The following is a 19,147-nucleotide window of genomic DNA, read 5'->3' as shown; positions in this document are numbered from 1 at the left end:
TCAGCCCCGCAGCGCGAACAGGGTGGCCGCGCCGATTCCCGCGGGCACGACGAATCTCAGCAGGAGTGCCAGCGCCGCGCCGGCGCGCGGGCCGAGCCCCAGCTCCGCGGCCAGCAGCTCGCGCGGCATCACCCAGCCGGCGAAGATCGAGATCAGCATCCCGCCGATCGGCAGCATCAGCTTGGAGGTCAGCTGGTCCAGCAGGTCGAAGAAGCTCGCATCGGCGAGACCCGCCACGCCCGCCAGCGGACGCCACTGCGCCCACAGATTGAAGGAGAACACGGTGGCCAAGCCCATCAGGTAGCAGGCGCCGGCGGCAAGCAGCGCGGCCGCCGGTCGGCGCATGCCGGCGCGCCGCACCAGCAGCGCCACCACCAGCTCGAGCAGCGAGATCGCCGAAGCCAGCGCCGCCACGAAGAGCAGCACGAAGAAGGTCCAGGCCGCCAGCGTGCCGAAGGGCATCTGGGCGAAGGCCAGCGGCAGCGTCACGAAGACCAGGCCGGGGCCGCTGGCCGGATCCAGCCCGTAGGCGAACACGATCGGGAAGACCGCGAAGCCGGCGAGAAAGGAAATCGCCGTGTCGGCCGCGACCGAAACGACCGTCACCTCGGTCAGGCTGATCTCCGCGCCGCTGTACGCCGCGTAGGTGATCATCAGCCCGAGGCCCACGCCGATCGAGAAGAAGCCGAGCCCGAGCGCCTCGAGCGCGGTGCCGGCGTTCAGGTACGAGGTGTCGAGCCGGAACAGGAACTCGATGGTGGCGCGGACGTCGCCCTGCAGCATCGCCCAGCCGGCCAACCCCAGCATCAGGACGGCGAGCAGCGGCATCAGCACCTTTGCCGCGCACTCGATGCCGCCGCTGATGCCGCGCGCCACCACGAAGAGGGTGGCCCCCATGAACAGCGCGTGCAGGAAGGCCAGCCTGCCGGGCGAGGACAGGAAGCGCTCGAATCGCCCGGCCACCGCCGCCGGATCGGCGCCGGGCAGACCGTCGTGCGCCATCTGGATCGCGTAGCCGAGCGTCCAGCCCCCGATCACCGAGTAGAAGCTCAGGATCAGGAAACCGGTGAGCACGCCGAACACCCCGACCAAGGTCCATGCGCGCCCTGCCCCGGCCTGGCGCGCCACCAGGGCGATGCTGACCGAGGAATCGCCGCGCCCGCGCCGGCCGATCGCGAACTCGGCGAGCATCAGCGGCACGACGATCGCCACCAGGCCGATCAGGTAGAACAGCAGGAAGGCGCTGCCGCCGTTGGCGCCGACTTCGTAGGGGAACTTCCAGACGCTGCCGATGCCGACCGCGGAGCCGATCGTGGCCAGGATGAAGCCGACGCGCCCGGACCAGCTCTCGCCGCGGCCGGTCATTCGGCAAGCTCGCGAAGACCTTCCCGTGCGGCCGCGAGCGCCCTGCGCAGTCCGGGGCGCGGAAGACCGGCCAGCTTGTCGCCGTGACAGAGCCGGCAGCGGGGCCGCCCGCAGCCGCCGGCTCGCTCGCCCTTGCGAAAGCGCCCCGGCTGCTGTTCGCAGCGGCAGGCGAGTCCGGCCGGCGCGTGCAGGCTCAGGTGACGCTTCCAGGTGGCAAGGGTGCGTGCCCTTTCGATCGCGGCGCGTTTCATCTCGCGTGGGTCAGGCAGGATGGCGGGGCATTGTCGCCGAAGACGGACGAGGCGTCACCAGGCCAGTAGATCGCGCTCGAAGCCCGGCTCCGAGACCTCGCCCCTCCTGTTGCGCGCTGCGACGCTGATCGGCGAGGAAGAGACGGTGCTTCTCGTACAGATGGCGAGTCGCATCGAGACCGGCAAAGGTGCAGAAATGGCAGCTCGGCCAGCGATTCGCGCCACAGAAACGCGAGCGCCGTCGCGATCGGAGGCATGACCGGCCCCCTGCCCGCGAAGACGATCCGAAACGACGAAGCAGCGCAGGGGCACGCCCAGGTCGGCTCCGGCGGCGGAGTGACGCCCGCTCGCGCGCCCCGTCCGCGTCAGCGGACCTCGATCTCGACGAATGCGACTTCGTGCGGGCTGGCGTTGACCACGTTGTGCTCCACGCCGACCGAGCGGGCGTAGCTTCGACCGAGCGTCAGTTCGGCCTCCAGGTTGCCGTCGCGCGTCTCGAGCAGCAGCCGGCCGTCGGTGATCGGCACGACCACGTAATCCATCTCGTGCCGATGCCAGCCGGTCTCGGCGCCGGGCGCGAAGCGCCATTCGGTCACCTGCACCCGCTCGTTCGATACCTGCACCGTGGGCACTGCCTTGGGTCGTTGGTCCATCGTGAATGTCCCGCAAGGGGTTCGCGCTTCGGAGCGGTGCTCCGGCCATGCGTCGAGCATAGACCACGATCAAGCGCCCGCGCGAAAGGCAGGGGCCGTCGCCACGCGTGCCGTGACAGAATCCGGAAGGCTCCCCGCCCGGAACGATGAATCCCGCCCCTCGCCCTGCCCCGCCCCCGACCCCTGCCGCCGGTCCCGGCCTGGGTCCGGCTCCCGACTCGCTGCGCCACACGGCGATCGAGGACGCGATCGCCTTCGTTTCCGCCACGGTCCTCGTCGCGCTCGGCGTGGCCCTGTTCGAGAACGCCGGGCTGATGACCGGCGGCACCGCCGGGCTGGCCTTGCTGCTGTCCTACCGGACCTCGCTCGGATTCGGCCCGGCCTTCCTCCTGGTGAACCTGCCCTTCTTCCTGCTCGCGGTCTTCCGGATGGGCTGGCGATTCACGCTGAAGACGGTCGCGGCGGTCACCCTGCTGTCGGCGGTCAGCGAGTTGCAGCGCCCGCTGCTGGACCTGGGCAGCGCGAGCCCCGGCTACGCGGCACCGGTGGGCGGACTGCTGGTCGGCGTAGGCCTGCTGATCCTGTTCCGGCATCGCGGCAGCCTGGGCGGTTTCAACGTGCTGGCGCTCTACCTGCAGGAGCGCCTGGGCTGGCGTGCCGGCTGGACGCAACTGGGGCTCGATGCCGCGGTGCTGCTCCTCTCGCTGCTGGCGATCCCGCCGGCGATCGTGGCGATCTCGCTGGTGGGAGCCCTCACGCTGAACCTCACCCTGGCGATCAACCACCGGCCGGGGCGCTACGTAGGCATGTAGGGCTCAGGCGCCTGCCTGCCGGCGGGCGGTGACCTCGATCTCGATCTTCATCCGCGGATCGGCCAGTCCGGCCGAGATCATCATCGCGACCGGCCGGATGTCGCCGAACCGTTCCCTGAGCACCGGCCAGCAGGCCGGGAAGTCGGCCGCGTGCGGCAGCACGTAGACGACCCGCACGATGTCGCGCATCGCGGCGCCCGCCTCGCGCAATGCCGCCTCGATGTTCTTCAGGCACTGCTCGGCCTGTTCGACCACGTCGCCGGAGATGGTCATCGTGCCGTAGTCGAAGCCGGTGGTGCCCGACACGAACACCCAGTCGCCGTCGACGACCGCGCGCGAATAGCCGATCTCCTGCTCGAAGGTCGACCCGGAGCTGATCAGTCGTCTCGCCATGCCTTCTGCCTCTTCACGTCGTCTCCTTCACCTTGTGGCCACCCTGGCCGGGCCGCCGCCTTCGTCGCCTCGCTGCCGCGATCATTCGTCCTGCCCGGCAACGCCACCTCCGGGTTCGTCCTCGATGCGCGCGCCGCGCTCGGCCAGCAGCTCGCGCAGCACCGAGCGATGGCAGCGGGCCTCGTCCTCGCAGTAGCAGCCGATCGCGAAGTTCGCCTGACCGGACAAGGCCGCGAGCAGGTCCAGTTCACGGCTCGGCTCCGGCCGGTTCATCTCCGCGCGGAACTTGCGGCGAAAGGCCGCCCACTGGCGATCGTCTCGCGCGTGAAGCGCCTCGGCCACCAGCTCGGCGCTGGGCGACAGATTCGGGAACCAGACGTCGTAGAAGTCGCGCGACGCGAACTCGGCCTTGGGGACGCCGCGCGGCGGCCTGCGCACGGTGCCGATGCGCAGGCCTTCGCCGGGCGCCCGCGGCGCGCCGAGCCTGACTATCCGGATCGCCATGCCTTGCTCCCTTTTTGCTTCAGGTGGGCGGGGTCTCGGTGGGGCCGGTTGCGGTCGAGTCCGGCTTCCGCCCGGAAGTCGCCATCCCGGTAACTGCGGGCGAGGACCTCGGTGTACTCGGCGATCGGCCCCGCGTGCACGACGATGCGGTCCAGCCGCTCCGCGCAGCCGAAGTAGACGAAGGCCTTCACGGCTTCCCCGCCGGGCGCCGGGCGCCCTTCGACCTCGATCGCCGCCCGACGATACCACCCGGGTTCGTCGACCTGCTCGAGCGCGTCCATCAGCGCGAGCGCGTCGGCGTCCACCCGGTACAACTCGCCGGCCACCCGGTGCCCCGAGCCCGGCCGGTCGACCAGCCAGGGCACCCGGATGTCGCCGACCACGTAAAGCGGGTAGGCCTCGCGCGTCACGAACTCGCCGGGCACGCGGCGCCCTCGGTTGAGGTGGAAATTCGGAAACCCTTGCTTCAGGGTGCCGTAGACGAAGACGAGCTCGGGCATGGTCGTTCAGGAAGGACGGCGCAGCGCGTCGCGCCAGTAGCCGAAGGCGGTTGCGCCGATCCCGCAGTCGGGTTCGGCCACCCGCAGCGTCTCGAGGCAGCCGAGCAGGCGCTCGGCCCACTCGCGCAGGCCCAGCAGGGACAGGCTCTTGAGAATGCGGGTGATTCGCAGGTCGTTGTGGGTGCTGGCGAGGAACCAGTTGCGCTTGCGCTCGGGCCAGTCGGGCGATTTCACGATGCCGTCCGCGCTGCGCACCAGCCCGTAGAAGGCCAGCATCCGGTCCAGACTCGCCAGCAGGCTCGCGCGCAGGGCCGCGTCGGCGTCGAAGGCGTCGCGGATCTCGTCGTCGACCAGCGGCGCGAACGGATTCACGCCGCTCGGCTCGCGCAGCGGGAAGAGCCACTGCACGAAGTCATGGGTGTGCTCGAGCCAGTCGTCGTCGTGGCGCAGGATCTCGTCGAGCATGCGGCCCCGGTGATCGCGGCCGGCGCCCCGGTAGAAGGCGAGCAGCGGCTTCATCGACGCCGCGCCTCCGGCCCGCGGCAGGGCGCGCATTGATCCGGATCGGCCACCCGAAGCCAGCCGGCCGCAACGAACGCCGGCACCGCCAGGAACCAGGCGCTGCTCCCGGTCGCGCGCAGCCCGGCGAATCCGACGACGAGCCCGCCCGCCACGCAGGCGAGCAGCAGGAACAGGCGTCGCCAGACCGAGGGGGCAGTCTGCGCCAGCTGCGAATCCTTCATCCGTTCCGAATGTCCGTGGGTGGCGCGTCGCGCACCGAGTGTAGTGAGCTCGCCGCTCTCGCGCCAGAGGCGATAATCGCGGCATGGACCGCTTCAAGCAACTGGAGACTTTCGTGGCCGTTGCCACCCGCGGCAGCCTGTCGGCCGCCGCGCAAGCCGAGGGCGTCGCGCCGGCGGTGATCGGCCGGCGCATCGATGCGCTCGAGGAGCGCCTGGGCGTGAAGCTGCTGGTGCGCACCACGCGCAGGATCACCCTCACCTTCGAGGGCAGCGCCTTCCTCGAGGACAGCCAGCGGATCCTGAACGACTTCCAGAACGCCGAGGCCTCGGTGTCGCTGGGCGGCGTCAAGGCCAGCGGCCACCTGCGCGTGACCGCGCCGGCCGGCTTCGGCCGCGCGCACGTCGCACCGCTGCTGCCCGCCTTCCTGGACTCGCACCCCGATGTCACCGTCTCGCTGGACCTGACCGACCGCCTCACCGACATCGTCAACGAGGGGATCGACCTGGCGATCCGGATCGGCGCGCTCGACGACTCCAGCCTGGTGGGGCTGAAGCTCGCCGACAATCGCCGGGTCGTGGTCGCCAGTCCCGGCTACGTGGCGCGGCGCGGCACGCCGTCCGCGCCGAAAGATCTGGCCGCGCACGACTGCCTGACCTTCGGCACCTACGGCAACCAGGCGCGCGGCTGGCAGTTCGTCATCGACGGCCAGTTGGTGTCGATGCGGGTGCAGGGCGCCATGGCCTGCAACGACGGCGCGGTGCTGCGCGACTGGGCGGTCGCCGGGCGCGGCCTGGCCTGGCGGTCGATGTGGGAGGTGGGCGAGGACCTCAAGGCCGGCAGGCTGGTCACCGTGCTCGACGCCTTCGCCGCGCCCGACAACGCCATCCACGCGGTCTTCCCGCAGCGCCGGCACCTGCCGCTGCGCGTGCGGATGCTGATCGACCACCTGAAGAACACCTACGGCAACGCCGCTTACTGGCGCGGCTGAACCGCCTGCGCCGGGACCCGGACATGCGAAAGGGGCAGCCGAGGCTGCCCCTTTCTCTGCACACCGGCGCGCCGCCCGGGGGCCGCGCGCCGCTGGCTTCCGGCTTACGACAGGTGCTTGCCGACCAGGCCGGTCATCTCGAACATCGTCACCTGCGGCTTGCCGAAGACCTTCTTCAGCTTGTCGTCGGCGTTGATCGCCCGCTTGTTCTTGGCGTCCTGAAGATTGTTCTTCTTGATGTACTCCCACATCTTCTTGACGACCTCGGTGCGCGGCAGCGGCTTGCTGCCGACGATCGCGGCCAGGTCGGCGCTGGGCGTCATCGCCTTCATGAAGGCGGCATTGGGCTTGCGCGCCGCCTTCTTCGCGGGGGCCTTCGCCGCCGCCTTCTTCGCCGGGGCCTTGGCCGCGGCCTTCTTGGCCGGCGCCTTCGCCGCGGGTTTCTTCGCCGGTGCCTTGGCCGCCGCCTTCTTCGCGGGGGCCTTGGCAGCCGCTTTGGCGGCCGGCTTCTTCGCCGGTGCTTTCGCGGCGGGTTTCTTCGCAGCCTTGCTGGCAGTCGCCATGCTCGATCCTCCAGTGATTGTGAAAGCCTGCTTCGCTTCGAAAACGCCCGCCCCGAGAGGCTTTGCGAGCCGTTTCTCCACAGTCGCAGAGCATGACGCTTCTTCGGTGCGCCGCCAACATCCGGACCGACGAGAGAAGCCTCACGCCCGCCGACTGTTGTATTTCCGAATCAAGTCGGCGACAGGAAGGTGCGCCGGACGTCCACCGACGAGCGCTTGCCGACGTGCTGGAAGTTCTCCGCGAGCCAGGCGCCGGCCGCTTCGCGCCCTCGCTCGCGCAGGTCGAGCAGGAAGGGCGTGGCGGTGGTGAACTTGGACTCGCTGCCCAGGCCCGCGAGCCCCTCCGCGCGCACCGCGTGCACCAGCACGTTGCGCAGCATCGACTCGAACTCGGGCTTGAGCCAGCCCTCGCCAAGCAGCTTCTGGACGAAGGCGATCGCCCGCATCTCCGAGATCAGCGAGGCGTTGAAGGTGATCTCGTTGAGCCGGTCCAGGATCTCGCCCGGATTGCGGGGCACCCGATCGCGCGCCAGCGGATTGACCATGATCACCAGCAGGTCGCGCGACCGGCACTCGTAGAAGAAGGGAAAGAGCGGCGGATCGGCCAGGTAGCCGCCGTCCCAGTAGCCCTCGCCGTCGATCGTCACCGCGTGGAACACGGTGGGCAGGCAGGACGAAGCGAGCAGCACGTCGACCGACATCTCCTGCGTGGCGAACACCCTCACGTGGCTGGTCCGCACGTTGGTCGCCGACACGAACAGCCGGAACGGACTTTCCTCGCGCAGTCGCTCGAAGTCGACCTGGGTGTCGAGAATCCCGCGCAGCGGGTTCAGGTTGGCCGGGTTCAGGTGATAGGGCGAGAAGGTGCGCATCAGCAGGTCGGCCCAGGCGCCGAGCATCTCCGTGCCGAAGATTCCCGAGCCGCCGCCCACCGAGCGCCAGAATCGCTCGAGCGCCTCGCGCGCGCCGTCGCGCCCGCCGTCCATCCAGCCCTGCGCCATCACGACCGCGTTCATCGCGCCGGCGCTGGCGCCCGAGAGCCCCTCGAAATCGAGCCGGCCGTCCTCGAGCAGCCGGTCGAGCACGCCCCAGGTGAAAGCGCCGTGCGAGCCACCGCCCTGCAGGCCGAGGTTGACCGTCGGGTGAGAATTCCGGCCTCGCGCCCCGCCAGCCGGGGCCTTGTCGCGCGCCGGGCCGGTGCCGTTGCGTCGTGGACTGTCCGCAGATCCGCTCATCGAAGCGCGACGTTATCACGGCGCGAACGGTTGGCGCCCGGCCGTGGCGACACGCGCACGCGCCGCCGCGACGAAAGGCAGGGTCGGCTACCATCGAAGCGCTCCGGCGCAACGCCCTCTTCCATCCGCCCTCCGGCCTGCCGACGATGTCCGATTCCGCCCCGCACGAGACCGCCCCTCCTGGCACGATCCACCCTTTCGACGTCGCGATCCGCCTGGCCGCCCTCGGCGATGGCCGCTTCGCCGGCCGCACGACCGAGGCCTACCGGAACATGGTCGGCCCCTATGGCGGGATCACCGCCGCGGTGATGCTGCAGGCGCTGCTGCAGCGCCCGGAGCGGCTCGGCGATCCGGTCGCGCTCACGGTGAACTACGCGGGTCCGGTGAGCGACGGCGAGTTCGAGATCGCGACCCGCGAGATCCGCACCAGCCGCTCGACGCAGCACTGGCTCGCCGAGATGCGGCAGGGCCCGGAGGGCGAAGTCCCGACGACCGCGACCGCGGTCTTCGGCACCCGGCGCGACACCTGGGATCACACCGAGGCGCGGCAGCCCGCGCTGCCGGCCCGCGAGTCGATCGCCGCCCTGCGCAGCTCGACCCATGCGCCCTGGTCGGAACGCTACGAGCGCCGGACCGTCGACGACCTGGAAGCCGGCGAGTCCCGGGGCTGGCTGACCGACGTTCCGGCCCGGCCGCTCGACTTCCCCGGCCTCGCCTCGCTGTGCGACGCCTTCCGCCCCTGGATCTTCGCCCGGCGCCCGCGGCGCACGCCGATCGGCACGGTCACGCTGAACGTCTACTTCCACGCCGCCGCCGACGAACTGGCCGCGATCGGCGCGACGCCGCTGCAGGGCGTGGCGCGCACCAACACCATCCATCGCGGCTTCTTCGACCAGGAGGCCCGGGTCTGGACCCCCGACGGCAGGCTGCTGGCCACGACCCAGCAGGTGGTCTGGTTCAAGGAGTAGGACGCCGGAACGGATGCCACTGCTGCCGCAGGAAGCCCCGCGGCAGTGTCTCGCCGAGCACCCCGTAGCGCGCCGGCAGCTCGCCCGGCGCGCGATGCAGCGTGCCGAACAGCCGGTCGAGGAAGGGAAAATGCGCGGCGAAGTTGCGGTCCAGCGCCTGCCGGTCCGACGCATGGTGCCAGTGGTGGAACTCCGGCGTGACCAGGACATGGCGCAGCGGCCCCCAGGGCAGGCGGACGTTCGCATGATTGAGCACCGCGTGGAAGGCCACGATGACGATGTACAGGTCGATCGCCCAGCGCGAGAAGCCGAGCACGAATACCATGCCCAGCACCGCGACCCGGGTGGCCAGCATGTCGAGCAGGTGCATCCGCGAGCCGGCCAGCCAGTCCAGCGTGTCGATGCTGTGGTGCACCGCATGGATCCGCCAGAGCGCCGGCACCCGGTGCCAGGCGCGATGCAGCCAGTACTGCGCCAGGTCGGCGACCAGCATCAGCAGCGGCAACTCGACCCAGCCGGGCAGCGAACGCACCGCCTGCTGCAGCGGCGGGTACGAGGCCCAGCCGAAGAAGGCGTGGACCAGCGCGTTCGTGACCAGCAGCAGCAGGCCCACCGCCAGGTGGTTGACGGCGAAGTAGCCGAGGTCGGTCTGCCAGTCGGCCCGGAAGACCGGCTGGCCCGGGCGCAGCGGCGACAGCTTCTCGAGCAGCACGAAGACCAGCGCCGAGCCGAGCAGATCCAGCACGAACCAGTCGACGCCCAGGTAGGGCGTGCCGTCGGCGAAGTCCCCCACCGGCACCCGGTGCCCGCCGAGCGCCACCGCCAGCACCACGATCGCGAAAGCCGACGCGTTGAGCCAGCGGGTGCGCCCCAGCGTCGCATTGACCAGCGACACGCTGCCCGCCAGCACCAGGGCGGCGAGCAGGAACTGGCGCAGGAGTTCGACCGGGTAGCGCCGCCGCAACTCGGGCGTGGTCAGGTACTCGGGGAAATGAAAGGCCAGCACTGCGAGCAGCGCGAGGCCCGCCAGCGCGAGCGCCAGCACGCCACTGGCAAAGCCACGACCGGCCGCGAGCGGCCCGCTGCCCGAGAGCAGGCGGGCGAAGCGGTCGGCGAGCCGGCGCAATGGATCCATGCGCCGATCATCGCACGGGCGCCGGCGCGCGAGCGCCGGCCCCGACATGCGGCTCCCCCGGCGCGCCGGGCGCGCGCTCAGGCGGCGTCGGCCTCGCGCGACGCGCGCTTGCGCTCGTGCTCCTTGAGGAAGCGCTTGCGCAGGCGGATGCTCTTGGGCGTGAGCTCGACCAGCTCGTCGTCGCCGATGAACTCGACGGCCTTCTCGAGCGTCAGCTGGATCGGCGGCGTCAGCACGATCGCCTCGTCCTTGCCCGAGGCGCGCACGTTGGTCAGCTTCTTCTCCTTGACCGGGTTGACCACCAGGTCGTTGTCCCGGGTGTGGATGCCGATGATCATGCCCTCGTACAGCGGGTCGCCCGGCTTGACGAACATGCGGCCGCGCTCCTGCAGCTTCCACAGCGCGTAGGCCACCGCGTCGCCGTCGTCCTGCGAGATCAGCACGCCGTTGCGGCGGTCCTCGATCTCGCCGGCCCAGGCACCGTAGGCGTCGAACACGTGGCTCATGATGCCGGTGCCGCGGGTCAGGTTCAGGAACTCGTTGTGGAAGCCGATCAGCCCCCGCGCCGGCACCCGGTACTCGAGGCGCACCCGGCCCTTGCCGTCCGGCTCCATGTTCTGCAGCTCGCCCTTGCGACGGCCGAGCAGTTCCATGACCGAGCCCTGGTGCGATTCCTCGAGATCCATCGTGAGCAGTTCGTAGGGCTCCTCGCGCACGCCGTTCACCGTGCGGATCTTCGGCTTGGGCCGCGAGACCGCCATCTCGTAGCCCTCGCGGCGCATGTTCTCGAGCAGGATGGTCAGGTGCAGCTCGCCGCGGCCCGACACGATGAAGGTGTCCGAGTCGGCGGTGAACTCCACACGCAGCGCCACGTTGGCCTTGAGCTCGCGCTCGAGGCGCTCGCGGATCTGGCGGCTGGTCACGAACTTGCCTTCGCGGCCGGCCATCGGCGAGGTGTTCACCAGGAACTCCATCGTCATCGTGGGTTCGTCGACCTTGAGCACCGGCAGCACGTCGGGCACCGCCGGATCGCAGACGGTGGAGCCGATGTCGAGCTGTTCGATGCCGGTGATCGCGACGATGTCCCCCGCCTCGGCCTCGTCGACCACCACGCGTTCCAGGCCGCGGAAGCGCAACACCTGGTTGATCTTCGCGTTGATCGGCGCCACGCCGGTCTCGGCCGGGTCGCCGTAATGGACGGTGACCTGCTGGCCGGTGCGCACGCGGCCGCGCGCGACGCGGCCGATGCCGATCTTCCCGACGTAGCTCGAGTAGTCGAGCGCCGAGATCTGGAACTGAAGCGGGCCCTCGGTGTCGTCCTCGCGCTTGGGCACGTGCCGCAGGATCGCCTCGAACAGCGGCTTCATCGTCAGGGTGCCGGCGGCGCCGAGGGCCGCCAGGTCGCCTTCCGGCAGATCCTTCAGCTCGGCGACGGCCACGCCGTTGATCGCCGACGCGTAGACGACCGGGAAGTCGAGCTGCTCCTCGGTGGCGCCCAGCTTGTCGAACAGGTCGAAGGTCTGGCTCACCACCCAGTCAGGACGCGCGCCCGGCCGGTCGATCTTGTTGACGACCACGATGGGCTTGAGTCCCAGCGCGAGCGCCTTGCGGGTCACGAATCGGGTCTGCGGCATCGGTCCCTCGACCGCGTCGACCAGCAGCAGGACGCCGTCGACCATCGACAGCGCCCGCTCGACCTCGCCCCCGAAGTCGGCGTGACCCGGGGTGTCGACGACGTTGATCCGGGTGCCCTCGTACTCGACCGCGCAGTTCTTGGCGAGGATGGTGATGCCGCGCTCGCGCTCGAGGTCGTTGCTGTCCATCACACGCTCGGTGACCTGCTGGTGGGCGCGGAAGGTGCCGGACTGGCGAAGGAGCTGGTCGACCAGCGAGGTCTTGCCGTGATCGACGTGCGCGATGATCGCGATGTTGCGAATGGCCTGGGTCATGTCTGGGTCCTGGTACTGGAATCGAACGGCGGGCCCGGCAAATGCCGGGGCCCTGCGTCGGGATGGCCGATCGGGCGCCGGGCGCCCGTCGACCGCTGTCTGGGGATGCCGGGAGGATGCCCGGCGAGCATTGCGGCGCGACTACGCGGCCGGGTCCGGGACGGGCTCGGCGCCCGACTCGATCGCGACCAGCCGCAACGGCGCGAGCACCCGGTTGCGCCACAAGGCGAGCCCGAGCAGCCGGGTGTCGGCATAGACGCGCACGCGCCCCGGAGCGGCATCGGGCGCGGCGCCCGCGGCCCGGTCGAGCGCCCTGGCTGCGGCTTCGCCGAGCGCGGCGGCCGGCAGCCGCTGGCCATTGCGGAATCGCGCGGCGGCCGAGGCATCGAGATCGACCCTGGGCAGCTCGGCGAGCAGCGCGTCGACCGGCGCCAGCCGAGCCCGCCGTTGCGCAAGCTCGAGCGCCTCGAGAGCGTCGAGGCCGATGGCCGCGTCCAGCGACAGCGCCCCCACCCGCTCGCGCCTGAGCATGCTCAGGTGCGCGCCGCAGCCGAGCCGCTCGCCGATGTCCTCGGCCAGCACCCGGATGTAGGTGCCCTTGCTGCAGGCCACCCGGACGGTGGCGCGCGGCGGCTCGGCGTCGAGCGCGCAGTCGACGACGTCGATGCGGTGGACGATCACGCGCCGGGCCTCGCGCTCGAGCTCGATGCCGGCGCGCGCGTACTCGTAGAGCGGCTTGCCCTCGCGCTTGAGCGCCGAGTGCATCGGCGGCACCTGGTCGATCGGCCCCACGAAGGCCGCGCAGGCGGACCGGAAGGCGGCTTCGGAAACCGCCGCCGGCCGGCGCTCGCGCACCTGGCCCTCGGCATCGCCGGTATCGGTGGTGATGCCCAGCGTGAGCTCGGCCAGGTAGGCCTTGTCGGCATCCAGGGCGTCGCCGGCGAACTTGGTGGCCTCGCCGAACATGAGCGGCAGCAGGCCGCTCGCCATCGGATCGAGCGTGCCGCCGTGCCCTGCCTTCAGGGCGTTGAGCAGCCTGCGCGCGCGCATCAGCGCGTCGTTCGAGCTCAGGCCCCGAGGCTTGTCGAGCAGCAGGATGCCGTCGACGCGCTCGCGAGGCGGCCGTCTTGCCTGGTTCACCTTCCCGCCTGCTTCAGTCGTCCGCCTGCCGCCTCACCGCCTCGTCGATCAGCTTCGACATTTCCATGCCATGGGCCGTCGACTGGTCGTGCACGAAGCGCAACTCCGGGGTGGTGTGGATGCGCACCCGCCGGCCCAGCTGGCCGCGCAGGAAGCCAGCCGCCCGCTCGAGCCCGGCCCTGGTGCTGGCCACCGTGGCCGGATCGTCGGGCAGGACGGTGAAGTAGACGGTGGCGTACGCGTAGTCCGGCGTGAGTTCGACGCCAGTCAGCGTGACCATCCCGACCCGCGGGTCCTTGACCTCGGCGCGGATGAGCTCGGCCAGTTCGTGGTGGACCTGTTCCGCCACCCTGACCGAGCGACCGCTTCCGCCTGGCTGATGCCTGCTCATGACGATGCCCGCAACGCTCAGAGCGTGCGCGCGACCTCCCGGATCTCGAAGACCTCGAGCTGGTCGCCCTCGCGGATGTCGTCGTAGTTCCTGAGCGAGAGGCCGCACTCGAAGCCCTCGCGCACCTCGCGGACATCGTCCTTGAAGCGCTTGAGCGTGTCGAGGTCGCCGGTCCAGATGACCGTGTTCTCGCGCAGCAGGCGGACCCGGGCGCCGCGCCGCACCACTCCGTCGGTGACCATGCAGCCTGCCACGTTGCCGATCTTGGGCACGCGGAAGATCTGCCGGATCTCGACCTGGCCGATGACTTCCTCCCGCTGCTCGGGGGCGAGCATGCCGGACATGGCGGCCTTCACCTCGTCGACCGCGTCGTAGATGATGTTGTAGTAGCGGATGTCGATGCCGTTGGTCTCGGCCAGCCGCTTGGCCTGCTGGTCGGCGCGCACGTTGAAGCCGATGACGACCGCCTTCGAGGCGGTGGCCAGGTTCACGTCGCTCTCGCTGATGCCGCCCACCGCCTGGTGCACGATCTGCACCTTGACCTCGCTGGTCGACAGCTTGACCAGGGACTGCGCCAGCGCCTCGGCCGAGCCCTGCACGTCGGCCTTGACGATCAGCGGCAGGGTCTGGACCTCGCCCTCGGCCATCTGCTCGAACATGTTCTCGAGCTTGGCCGCCTGCTGCTTGGCCAGCTTGACGTCGCGGAACTTGCCCTGGCGGAACAGCGCGATCTCGCGCGCCTTGCGCTCGTCGCCGAGCACCAGCACCTCTTCGCCGGCCGCCGGGACTTCCTGCAGGCCCTGGATCTCGACCGGGATCGACGGGCCGGCCTCGGCGACCTGCTTGCCGTTCTCGTCGAGCATCGCGCGGACCCGGCCGAAGGCCGAGCCGGCGAGCACCACGTCGCCGCGCTTGAGCATGCCGGACTGCACCAGCACCGAGGCGACCGGGCCGCGGCCCTTGTCGAGGCGGGCCTCGATGACCAGGCCCTTCGCCGCGCCTTCGCGAGGCGCCGTCAGCTCGAGGACCTCGGCCTGCAGCAGCACGTTCTCGAGCAGATCGTCGATGCCCGCGCCCGTCTTGGCCGACACCGGGACCACCGGGACCTCGCCGCCGTACTCTTCGGGGACCACCTCGTGGGCGATCAGCTCCTGCTTGACCCGATCGGGATTCGCCTCGGGCTTGTCGATCTTGTTCATGGCCACGACCAGTGGCACGCCGGCGGCCTTGGCATGGTTGATCGCCTCGATCGTCTGCGGCATGACGCCGTCGTCGGCGGCGACCACCAGGATCACGATGTCGGTCGCCTTGGCGCCGCGCGCACGCATGGCCGTGAAGGCCTCGTGACCCGGCGTGTCGAGGAAGGTGACCACGCCGCGCGGCGTTTCCACGTGGTAGGCGCCGATGTGCTGCGTGATGCCGCCCGCCTCGCCGGCCGCGACCTTGGCGCGGCGGATGTAGTCGAGCAGCGAGGTCTTGCCGTGGTCGACGTGGCCCATCACCGTGACCACCGGCGGACGCGGCAGCTTCTGCACGTCGGCGTGCGCCTCGCTTTCCTCGAGGAAGGCCTCGGGGTCGTCGAGCTTCGCGGCGAAGGCCTTGTGTCCCATTTCCTCGACCACGATCATCGCGGTGTCCTGGTCCAGGACCTGGTTGATCGTGACCATCTGGCCGAGCTTCATCAACACCTTGATGACCTCGGCGGCCTTGACCGCCATCTTGTGGGCGAGGTCGCCGACGGTGATGGTCTCGGGCACGTGGACGTCGCGCACGATGGCCTCGGTGACCATCGGCTGGCTCTGCTGGGCCTCGTGGCCACGGCGATCGCGGCCGCCACGGCCGCCCGCGCGACCGCCGCGCCAGCCGCTCTCGGGGCCGCTGCCGCGGGTCTTGAGGCCGCGGCGCTTGGCGGCGTCGTCGGACCAGGTCGAGGACAGTTTCTCGGATTTGACGTGCTTCTTCGGCGCTTCGCCTGGCGCCGGCGCGGCGCCGGCGGGCTTGGCGGGGGCGCCTGCCGGCCGGTGCAGCGTGCCGCTCACGCCGGCCTTGGCGCCAGCCGCGCCGGCGGGCGCGGCAGCGGCCGCGGGTGCCTGCGGCGCCGGGGCGGGCTCGGCCGCCTTGGGCAACGGGCGACGCTGGGCGGCCATCAGGCGATTGATCTCGGCCACTTCGGCCTCGACCGCGCGACGGGCGCGCTCGGCCTCTTCGGCCGCCTTGCGGGCCGCTTCCTCGGCCGCGCGAGCCTCGGCATCGGCGCGCTCCCGGCGAGCCTTCGCCTGGGCTTCGGCCTCGGCGGCGCCTTCGGTCGCGGCCGCACCCTCGGCGCCCGCGCCCTTCTCGGCCTGGGCGGCGGCGGCGCGCTCGGCTTCGCGGCGCGCCTCTTCCTCGCGGCGCCGCGCCTCGGCGACCTGCGCCTCGCGCTCGAGCCGCTCCTGCTTCTCGCGCAGCTCGGCGGCCTGGCGCTCCAGCAGTTCGCGCTGGCGCTGCTCCTCGGCCTCGCGCTGCAGCAGCTGCTGCTCGTCGACGACCGCGGCCGGCTGCGCCTGCTCCTCGACCGGCGCGACCTCGACGGCGCCGGCATCGGCGGCGTCGCGCTTGACGAACACGCGCTTCTTGCGCACCTCGACCTGGATCGTGCGCGCCTTGCCGGTGGCATCGGCCTGCTTGATCTCCGAGGTCTGCTTGCGCGTGAGCGTGATCTTGCGCTTGGGCGCGTCGTCGGCGCCGTGCGCGCGCCGCAGCGCGACCAGCAGCTGTTCCTTGTCGGCCTCGGTCAGCGCATCCTCGGGCGAACGCTTGTGCACGCCAGCCGCCTTCAGTTGCTCGAGCAACGCATCGGCCGGCATCTTCAGCTCCGCCGCAAACTTCGCCACGTTAGTACTCGCCATGCTCTTCCTTTCCAGACTGCTCTGGCTTGTCTGCGCGCCCTCGGGCCCGCATTAACCTCGACCTTCGCCTCGAATCGCCGCGCCCGCTCAGGCCTGCTGCTGCTCGTCCTCGAACCAGTGCGCCCGGGCCTTCATGATCAGGTCCTTCGCGCGCTCTTCGTCGATGCCGGTCGCTTCGGTCAGCTCGTCCACCGCCAGCTCGGCCAGCTCGTCGCGCGTGTGCACGCCGGCATCCGCCAGCCTGGCGGCGAGGTCCCGGTCCATGCCCTCGAGGCTCAGCAGGTCCTCGGACGTGGTGCCGATCTTCTCCTCGGTCGCGATCGCCTCGGTGAGCAGCACGTTGCGGGCGCGATCGCGCAGCTCGTTCACCGTGTCCTCGTCGAAGGCCTCGATCTCGAGCATTTCGTTGATCGGCACGTAGGCGACTTCCTCGACCGTGGTGAAGCCTTCTTCGATCAGGATGTCGGCCACGTCCTGGTCCACGTCGAGCTTGTGCATGAACAGCTCGCGGATCATCTGCTGCTCGGCCTCGGACTTCGCCTGCGACTCCTCGGCCGACATGATGTTGATCTGCCAGCCGGTAAGCTCGGAAGCCAGCCGCACGTTGCGTCCGCCGGTGCCGATCGCCAGCGCGAGGTTGTCCTCGTCGACGACCACGTCCATGCTGTGCTTGTCCTCGTCGACGACGATGGAGGACACGTTGGCCGGCGCCAGCGCGCCGATCACGAACTGCGCAGGGTCCTCGGACCACAGCACGATGTCGACGCGCTCGCCGCCCAGCTCGCCGGTGACCGCCTGCACGCGCGAGCCGCGAACGCCCACGCAGGTGCCGATCGGGTCGACGCGACGGTCGTTGGAGTGCACCGCGATCTTGGCGCGCACGCCGGGGTCGCGGGCCGCCGCCTTGATCTCGAGCAGGCCCTGCTCGATCTCGGGAACCTCGTTGGCGAACAGGTGCTTGATGAACTCGGGCGAGGTGCGCGACAGGAACAGCTGCGGCCCCCGGCCCTCGCGGTTGACGCGGTCCACGTAGGCACGGACGCGGTCGCTGACCCGCAGGTTCTCCTTCGGGATCATCTGGTCGCGAGGCAGCCGCGCCTCGACCTTGCCGGACTCGATGATCGCGCCTTCGCGATCGACGCGCTTGACCGTGCCGGAGAGGATCGGCTCGCCCCGCGCCAGGAAGTCGTCGATGATCTGCTCGCGCTCGGCGTCGCGGATCTTCTGCAGGATGACCTGCTTGGCGGCCTGGGCGCCGATTCGGCCCAGCTCGACCGGCTCGAGCTCTTCCTCGATGTAGTCGCCCACCTGCGCGTCGGACACCTGTTTGCGCGCTTCGGTCAGGATGATCTGGATGTCGTGATCCTCGAGCTCGCCGTCGGGGACGACCAGCCAGCGCCGGAAGGCCTCGTAGTCGCCGGTCATCCGGTCGATCGAGACGCGCACGTCGCTGTCTTCCTTGAAGCGCTTCTTCGTGGCCGAGGCCAGGGCGCTCTCGAGCGCGCCGAACACGACCTCGCGGCCCACGTTCTTCTCGCGCGCCAGCGCGTCGACCAGCAACAATACTTCGCGGCTCATTCAGCCTCTCCTAGAACCTGTAATCCGGCACCAGCCGTGCCCGCTCGATCTCGTCGAGCGAAAAGACGAGTTTTCTTGCCGGAAGCGGCGCGGTTTCCTCGCGCGCCTCCGGCGCTACCTGTTCGGCGACATTCCCGCCCTGGTCGGCCACATCCGCCGGGACCTTGCCCGACGACTTCGCGTTCGACTTCCTGCCACCCTTGCCTCCGGCCTTTCCGCCCCGCCTGCCCGCCGTGCCCCTGGTTGCGGGCTCGGGCTCGACCAGCTCGAGCCCGAACCGGCCCTCGGGCTCGACGGTGATCAGGCCCTCGAAGTTGCGCCGGCCCTGGAAGGGCAGGCGCAGCCTGATGGTGGCCCGTTCGCCGGCGAATCGCTCGAAGTCGGCGGGCTTCTTCAGCGGCCGGTCGAGCCCGGGCGAGGAGACCTCGAGACGGGCATAGTCGACGTTCTCGACGGTGAGCAGGTGCGACAGTTGCCGGCTGACCTTTTCGCAATCGTCGATCGTGATCCCGGCAGGCGCGTCGATGTACACGCGCAGCAGCCCCTGCTGCGCCTGCTCGACATCGACCGGCTCGTAGCCCATTCCGGCCACGGCCCGTTCGACGATTGCCTGCACTGTGGAAAGACGACCCGACACTTTTCGCGCCAACTCCAGCGCCATCCGGCGCACACACACACCGCGCCCGCAGGCGCGTTCCGCCCTGGAACCCCGGACTCCGGCAACCCGGAACGAACTCGCGCGGTAAAAAAAAATGGGCTGCTGGAGCCCATTTTTCTTTGAGCACGCCGACCGATCCGCGATCCCGGATCCGTCTACCGGCTCCGGACTCGGCGCCCCGGACATCGGGCAAGCCGAAAACGCCTGCCGGCCCGACGATTGCGCTCGCCGCCGATCCGCCGGTCAGGCGGTTTTCATCAAGTCAAACATTATAGCCCGACTCGTACCCGCAGGACAACGCCCTTGCCGCGCACGACGCCCCCGGCCGCAAAGGCCGGCGCTCAGGCGCCCGCCCCTCCGTCCGGGCCGCCGCCGTTCGGGCCGCTCCCCCGGCGGCCGGCGCGACGGCCACCGCGACGCTGGCCGCCGGGT

General features: G+C 70.5%; 18 protein-coding genes and 1 pseudogene. 3 read left to right on the top strand and 16 right to left on the bottom strand.

Going from position 1 to position 19,147, the window contains the following annotated elements:
* Complete coding sequence (locus tag FHP08_RS15655) at positions 1-1,365, bottom strand: sodium-dependent transporter (RefSeq protein ID WP_147705436.1); 1,365 nt, start codon at positions 1,363-1,365, stop codon at positions 1-3.
* Between the two features lie 616 nt (positions 1,366-1,981).
* On the bottom strand, positions 1,982-2,269 hold the full coding sequence (locus tag FHP08_RS15645; protein WP_147705434.1) for a cupin domain-containing protein: 288 nt from the start codon (positions 2,267-2,269) through the stop codon (positions 1,982-1,984).
* 146 nt (positions 2,270-2,415) lie between these two features.
* On the opposite strand from FHP08_RS15645, the gene FHP08_RS15640 reads away from it, so the two are divergent.
* Positions 2,416-3,081 (top strand): YitT family protein, encoded by a 666-nt coding sequence (locus FHP08_RS15640; protein WP_147705433.1) that lies wholly within the window; start codon positions 2,416-2,418, stop codon positions 3,079-3,081.
* Between the two features lie 3 nt (positions 3,082-3,084).
* On the opposite strand, the gene FHP08_RS15635 is transcribed toward FHP08_RS15640, so the two are convergent.
* From FHP08_RS15635 to FHP08_RS18485, 5 genes are all read right to left on the bottom strand, one after another.
* On the bottom strand, positions 3,085-3,474 hold the full coding sequence (locus tag FHP08_RS15635; RefSeq protein WP_147705432.1) for a RidA family protein: 390 nt from the start codon (positions 3,472-3,474) through the stop codon (positions 3,085-3,087).
* 81 nt (positions 3,475-3,555) lie between these two features.
* Positions 3,556-3,978: a DUF488 domain-containing protein gene (locus tag FHP08_RS15630; protein WP_147705431.1), complete on the bottom strand. Its 423-nt coding sequence runs from the start codon at positions 3,976-3,978 to the stop codon at positions 3,556-3,558.
* Positions 3,963-4,478, bottom strand: coding sequence for a gamma-glutamylcyclotransferase family protein (locus FHP08_RS15625; protein ID WP_147705430.1), 516 nt, complete (start codon positions 4,476-4,478; stop codon positions 3,963-3,965). The genes FHP08_RS15630 and FHP08_RS15625 overlap by 16 nt, the downstream gene beginning before the upstream one ends.
* A 6-nt stretch (positions 4,479-4,484) precedes the next feature.
* A complete protein-coding gene (locus FHP08_RS18490) occupies positions 4,485-4,997 on the bottom strand; it encodes an opioid growth factor receptor-related protein (protein WP_187272331.1) in 513 nt (170 codons plus the stop codon).
* Positions 4,994-5,221, bottom strand: a complete 228-nt coding sequence (locus FHP08_RS18485) for a hypothetical protein (protein ID WP_187272330.1) — start codon at positions 5,219-5,221, stop codon at positions 4,994-4,996. The genes FHP08_RS18490 and FHP08_RS18485 overlap by 4 nt, the downstream gene beginning before the upstream one ends.
* A gap of 83 nt (positions 5,222-5,304) precedes the next feature.
* Between FHP08_RS18485 and FHP08_RS15615 the strand changes: the two genes are divergently transcribed.
* On the top strand, positions 5,305-6,210 hold the full coding sequence (locus tag FHP08_RS15615; protein WP_147705428.1) for a LysR family transcriptional regulator: 906 nt from the start codon (positions 5,305-5,307) through the stop codon (positions 6,208-6,210).
* Positions 6,211-6,314: 104 nt separating this feature from the next.
* Here the strand turns inward: FHP08_RS15615 and FHP08_RS15610 are convergent, their stop codons facing one another.
* Positions 6,315-6,773 (bottom strand): SWIB/MDM2 domain-containing protein, encoded by a 459-nt coding sequence (locus FHP08_RS15610; RefSeq protein WP_147705427.1) that lies wholly within the window; start codon positions 6,771-6,773, stop codon positions 6,315-6,317.
* Between the two features lie 170 nt (positions 6,774-6,943).
* The gene (locus FHP08_RS15605; protein ID WP_147705426.1) at positions 6,944-8,008 is read right to left on the bottom strand and encodes a patatin-like phospholipase family protein; all 1,065 of its coding nucleotides are present in this window, start codon (positions 8,006-8,008) and stop codon (positions 6,944-6,946) included.
* Positions 8,009-8,154: 146 nt separating this feature from the next.
* On the opposite strand from FHP08_RS15605, the gene FHP08_RS15600 reads away from it, so the two are divergent.
* The gene (locus tag FHP08_RS15600; protein ID WP_147705425.1) at positions 8,155-8,976 is read left to right on the top strand and encodes an acyl-CoA thioesterase; all 822 of its coding nucleotides are present in this window, start codon (positions 8,155-8,157) and stop codon (positions 8,974-8,976) included.
* Here FHP08_RS15600 and FHP08_RS15595 read toward each other — a convergent pair.
* The 7 genes and pseudogenes from FHP08_RS15595 to rimP all read right to left on the bottom strand — a co-directional run.
* Positions 8,966-10,111 (bottom strand): sterol desaturase family protein, encoded by a 1,146-nt coding sequence (locus tag FHP08_RS15595; RefSeq protein WP_147705424.1) that lies wholly within the window; start codon positions 10,109-10,111, stop codon positions 8,966-8,968. The genes FHP08_RS15600 and FHP08_RS15595 overlap by 11 nt on opposite strands.
* Positions 10,112-10,188: 77 nt before the next feature.
* Positions 10,189-12,060, bottom strand: coding sequence for a translational GTPase TypA (gene typA, locus FHP08_RS15590; RefSeq protein ID WP_147705423.1), 1,872 nt, complete (start codon positions 12,058-12,060; stop codon positions 10,189-10,191).
* A gap of 141 nt (positions 12,061-12,201) precedes the next feature.
* Positions 12,202-13,200: a tRNA pseudouridine(55) synthase TruB gene (gene truB / locus FHP08_RS15585; protein ID WP_147705422.1), complete on the bottom strand. Its 999-nt coding sequence runs from the start codon at positions 13,198-13,200 to the stop codon at positions 12,202-12,204.
* A 13-nt stretch (positions 13,201-13,213) separates the two neighbouring features.
* The gene (rbfA, locus tag FHP08_RS15580; protein WP_147705421.1) at positions 13,214-13,591 is read right to left on the bottom strand and encodes a 30S ribosome-binding factor RbfA; all 378 of its coding nucleotides are present in this window, start codon (positions 13,589-13,591) and stop codon (positions 13,214-13,216) included.
* Between the two features lie 17 nt (positions 13,592-13,608).
* A complete protein-coding gene (gene infB, locus FHP08_RS15575) occupies positions 13,609-16,479 on the bottom strand; it encodes a translation initiation factor IF-2 (RefSeq protein ID WP_147705420.1) in 2,871 nt (956 codons plus the stop codon).
* Between the two features lie 87 nt (positions 16,480-16,566).
* Entirely contained in the window at positions 16,567-18,057 is a 1,491-nt protein-coding gene (gene nusA, locus FHP08_RS15570; RefSeq protein ID WP_147705419.1) for a transcription termination factor NusA, read from the bottom strand.
* Positions 18,058-18,322: 265 nt separating this feature from the next.
* Positions 18,323-18,718 (bottom strand): annotated as a pseudogene (gene rimP, locus FHP08_RS18835) (ribosome maturation factor RimP); the annotation flags it as partial.
* Positions 18,719-19,147: the final 429 nt, after the last annotated feature.

It is taken from the genome of Zeimonas arvi (assembly GCF_008039575.1).
GTDB classification, from domain to species: domain Bacteria; phylum Pseudomonadota; class Gammaproteobacteria; order Burkholderiales; family Burkholderiaceae_E; genus Zeimonas; species Zeimonas arvi.
Note: the sequence above shows the minus strand (reverse complement) of the source record. Positions and strands in the feature narration are given on the sequence as shown.

What these genes read in the sequence shown, in the direction of transcription:
- FHP08_RS15655 (WP_147705436.1), bottom strand. Translation starts at nt 1,365, where the DNA reads ATGACCGGCCGCGGCGAGAGCTGGTCCGGGCGCGTCGGCTTCATCCTG.
- FHP08_RS15645 (WP_147705434.1), bottom strand. Translation starts at nt 2,269, where the DNA reads ATGGACCAACGACCCAAGGCAGTGCCCACGGTGCAGGTATCGAACGAG.
- FHP08_RS15640 (WP_147705433.1), top strand. Translation starts at nt 2,416, where the DNA reads ATGAATCCCGCCCCTCGCCCTGCCCCGCCCCCGACCCCTGCCGCCGGT.
- FHP08_RS15635 (WP_147705432.1), bottom strand. Translation starts at nt 3,474, where the DNA reads ATGGCGAGACGACTGATCAGCTCCGGGTCGACCTTCGAGCAGGAGATC.
- FHP08_RS15630 (WP_147705431.1), bottom strand. Translation starts at nt 3,978, where the DNA reads ATGGCGATCCGGATAGTCAGGCTCGGCGCGCCGCGGGCGCCCGGCGAA.
- FHP08_RS15625 (WP_147705430.1), bottom strand. Translation starts at nt 4,478, where the DNA reads ATGCCCGAGCTCGTCTTCGTCTACGGCACCCTGAAGCAAGGGTTTCCG.
- FHP08_RS18490 (WP_187272331.1), bottom strand. Translation starts at nt 4,997, where the DNA reads ATGAAGCCGCTGCTCGCCTTCTACCGGGGCGCCGGCCGCGATCACCGG.
- FHP08_RS18485 (WP_187272330.1), bottom strand. Translation starts at nt 5,221, where the DNA reads ATGAAGGATTCGCAGCTGGCGCAGACTGCCCCCTCGGTCTGGCGACGC.
- FHP08_RS15615 (WP_147705428.1), top strand. Translation starts at nt 5,305, where the DNA reads ATGGACCGCTTCAAGCAACTGGAGACTTTCGTGGCCGTTGCCACCCGC.
- FHP08_RS15610 (WP_147705427.1), bottom strand. Translation starts at nt 6,773, where the DNA reads ATGGCGACTGCCAGCAAGGCTGCGAAGAAACCCGCCGCGAAAGCACCG.
- FHP08_RS15605 (WP_147705426.1), bottom strand. Translation starts at nt 8,008, where the DNA reads ATGAGCGGATCTGCGGACAGTCCACGACGCAACGGCACCGGCCCGGCG.
- FHP08_RS15600 (WP_147705425.1), top strand. Translation starts at nt 8,155, where the DNA reads ATGTCCGATTCCGCCCCGCACGAGACCGCCCCTCCTGGCACGATCCAC.
- FHP08_RS15595 (WP_147705424.1), bottom strand. Translation starts at nt 10,111, where the DNA reads ATGGATCCATTGCGCCGGCTCGCCGACCGCTTCGCCCGCCTGCTCTCG.
- typA (WP_147705423.1), bottom strand. Translation starts at nt 12,060, where the DNA reads ATGACCCAGGCCATTCGCAACATCGCGATCATCGCGCACGTCGATCAC.
- rbfA (WP_147705421.1), bottom strand. Translation starts at nt 13,591, where the DNA reads ATGAGCAGGCATCAGCCAGGCGGAAGCGGTCGCTCGGTCAGGGTGGCG.
- infB (WP_147705420.1), bottom strand. Translation starts at nt 16,479, where the DNA reads ATGGCGAGTACTAACGTGGCGAAGTTTGCGGCGGAGCTGAAGATGCCG.
- nusA (WP_147705419.1), bottom strand. Translation starts at nt 18,057, where the DNA reads ATGAGCCGCGAAGTATTGTTGCTGGTCGACGCGCTGGCGCGCGAGAAG.